1 protein-coding gene and 3 pseudogenes are annotated in these 2,955 nt (G+C 64.0%); all 4 read right to left on the reverse strand.

Translation table 11 applies throughout. The features are described 5' to 3' along the window. Nucleotides 1-354 (reverse strand): annotated as a pseudogene (locus JCM12296_RS41080) (cobalt-precorrin 5A hydrolase); the annotation flags it as partial. Beyond that, nucleotides 351-1,165: pseudogene (cobM, locus tag JCM12296_RS33755) on the reverse strand (precorrin-4 C(11)-methyltransferase). The pseudogenes cobM and JCM12296_RS41080, both read right to left, overlap by 4 nt. A gap of 25 nt (nt 1,166-1,190) precedes the next feature. Then, nucleotides 1,191-2,411, reverse strand: a complete 1,221-nt coding sequence (gene cbiE, locus JCM12296_RS33760) for a precorrin-6y C5,15-methyltransferase (decarboxylating) subunit CbiE (protein WP_054702387.1) — start codon at nt 2,409-2,411, stop codon at nt 1,191-1,193. Nucleotides 2,412-2,559: 148 nt separating this feature from the next. Next, nucleotides 2,560-2,955, reverse strand: a pseudogene (locus tag JCM12296_RS40730) (hypothetical protein); the annotation flags it as partial.

A 2,955-nucleotide genomic window follows, 5' to 3' on the forward strand; every position in this document is an offset into this window, starting at 1 on the left:
TTTCGCCAGGGCATTGGCGCCCCCCAGGTGGCCGGAGAGCAGGCTGATGGCAAACCGGCCGGCCTCGTCACAGACCACCACGGCCGGATCCCGGGTCTTGTGGACCAGATGGTCGGCGATACTGCGCACCACGATGCCCGTGGCCATGATGAAAACATGCCGGGAGAACAGATTGAACCGTCGCTCGACTTCATCCTTGAGGATTTCGAAGCGCACGGCATCTTCGCCTTCAACGGCCAGCTTGGCCGAGAGATGCAGGACGCTTGCGGGAATGCCTTGGGCGATGGTGCGGGCCAGGCGGGCCCCGTTGGGGGTCAGGGCCCAGACAGCCGTGGCGTCGTCGTCGGTGGTCACGGCGTCTCCTCCGCATCCCGGTAGCCGTGGGCGAAGCCGCGGTCGTAGAGTTTGGAATGGTGGGTCAGTGTCTCCAGGCTCACATCCAGTACCCTGCCCACCACCACCAGGGCCGTTCGCTGGATGCCGGCGTCACGCACCGCCCGGGCCATTTGACCGGTGGTGGTCCAGACGATTTTCTGGTCCGGCTGGCTGGCCCGATAGACCACGGCGCAGGCGGCTTCCGGACCATAGGCCTCGGCGAGGATGCGGGCCATCTCGTCGATCATGGCCATGCTCAGGTAGATGGCCATGGTGGCGCGGTGAGCCGCCAGGGCGGCCAGGGTTTCGCCCTCCGGCACCGGGGTGCGTCCGGCCATGCGGGTCAGGATCAGGGTTTGGGAGATTTCCGGCAGGGTATATTCGATCCCCAGGGCCGCGGCCGTGGCAAAGGCGGCCGTGACCCCCGGAATGACCGTGTAGGGGATGCCACGTTCGGCCAGTTTGGCCATTTGCTCGAAAATGGCCCCATACAGGCTCGGGTCGCCGGTATGCAGGCGGACCACTTTCTGACCGGCGGCATGGGCCTTGGCCATCATGGCGACCATTTCATCCAGGTGCAGGCCCGCGCTACTTTGGTGGCGGCAGCGGGGCGGGTCCATTTGAGCAGGGCTTCGGGGACCAGGGAGCCGGCATACACCACCAGGTCGGCGTGTGATAGCGCCTGCTGACCCTTGACCGTGATCAGGTCAGGGTCGCCGGGTCCGGCTCCGCAAAAGATGATCGGATTGGCATTGCTTTGGGGTGAAACGGAAGAAACGGATGATTCCATGATGATTGGCTTTCTTAAATGGTGCTTATTGAGGGCGGTGGCCGGTGACGATCCACACCGGGTTGGCCGCTTCGAATCGATAACTGTAAGGCATGGGCTTGGCCTGATTGACCTGGAGCTGGAGCATGTCGACGGCAAATCCCAGGTCCGCCAGGGTTTGTCGGGCGGCGCCGAGGGTGTCGATCAAAACGGTGTTGACCACGATGATGCCGCCCGGTTTCAGGCGATCGGCGGCGATTCGCAGGATATCGGCCAGATTTTTGCCGCCGCCGCCGATGAAGACGCGATCCGGATCGGGAAGCTCGGCCAGACCATCGGGCAGGCGCGCCTCGACGACGGTCAGGTTGCCGATGGCAAAACGGTGTTGGTTTTCCCGGATCTGGGCGACGCGCCGAGCGTGTTGCTCGACGGCGTAAATGCTTCCCCGGCGGATGAACTGTCCGGCTTCGATGGAAACCGATCCGCTGCCGGCCCCCAGGTCCCAGAGGACCGCGCGGTCGAAGAGACGCAGCCGCGAGAGCACGACGGCGCGTACCTCGGCCTTGGTGATCAAACCCTTTTCGTGGACGAACATGTCCTCGGGCATGCCCGGGAAAAGGGCCGGGCGCTGCCGGCGGGCCGGATCGGGCTTGAGCACCACCAGGTTGAGATCGGAAAACGCGGCCTGGCGCGCCGCCGCCGGGGTCAAATGGGTGATCTTCTCCATGGGCGAGCCCAGCTCCTCCAACACCCACAGATCGACATCGGAGAGGCCATTGTCCACCAATTGGGCCGCCAGCCAGGCCGGATCATGGGCCGGATCGGTATAGACCGCCACGGTTTCCCCGTCGGCAAGATGTCGCAACAACTCGCCGGTGTGGCTGCGGCCGTGCAGGCTGATGATGCGCACGTCCTGCCAGGGCTCGCCCAGGCGGGCGAAGGCGCAGGCCACGGCCGAGACGTTGGGCAGCACCCGGATGTTGGCGGCTCCCAGGCGCCGGGCCAGAAAGGCGCCGATGCCGAAGAAGAGGGGATCTCCCGAGGCGAGCACCACGATGGTGTGCGCAGTCATCTGCTGCGCCAGGAAATCGCCCAACCCTTTCAGATCCTTGTCGATGATTCGTTTCCGGCAGGTCAGGTGCGCGAAGGGCGCGATCAGGCGCTGGCCACCCACGAGGATGTCGGCATTTTCGATGATGCGAATCTGTCGGGCGGTCAGGTCGTCGGGCGAAATGCCCGTGCCGATGATGGTGATCGGAGGAGCCAACGCAAACTCACTTTTATTATTGACGGATTCGTAACAAGCCCGATATCGGCGTTACGCTCATTCTTCGTCACTGCGGCGTACGCAAAAGTACGCCTCCTTCCTCAGAACTCGCAAGCCTTGATCTCGGGCTTGTTACGAATCGTCGGATTTAACGGGCAATAACCCTATTGCCAATCCGGTCCGGTGTCAACCACACAGCCGCCGTCATAATCGAAAATGATGCAGCGCACCGAAAGCGCGTGTTCGGCGAAGCCTCGGCGCATCGCCGGGCCATTTCGGCCACATGCGCGATCACGTTCGGCGCCTGGATGTTGAGGGGGTCGAAGGCGTGGCGGGCGGTGTTAGCCCGGGCCACCGTTTCGGCCAGTGCGCCATCGGCGGTCAGTTCAAGGGTCCAGCGGGCAAGGGTCTTCAGGGTCAGCTCGGATTTGGCCGCATGGGTGTGGGGAACGTTCTGGGCCATCTTCACCGCTTTGCCGAAAAAGACCGCCAGGGCCGCCGATTGAAAACCGCGCGTGGCCGCGGCGGCCAGGCCACCTGGAAG

This window comes from Desulfosarcina cetonica JCM 12296 (assembly GCF_001311845.1).
Lineage (GTDB): Bacteria > Desulfobacterota > Desulfobacteria > Desulfobacterales > Desulfosarcinaceae > Desulfosarcina > Desulfosarcina cetonica.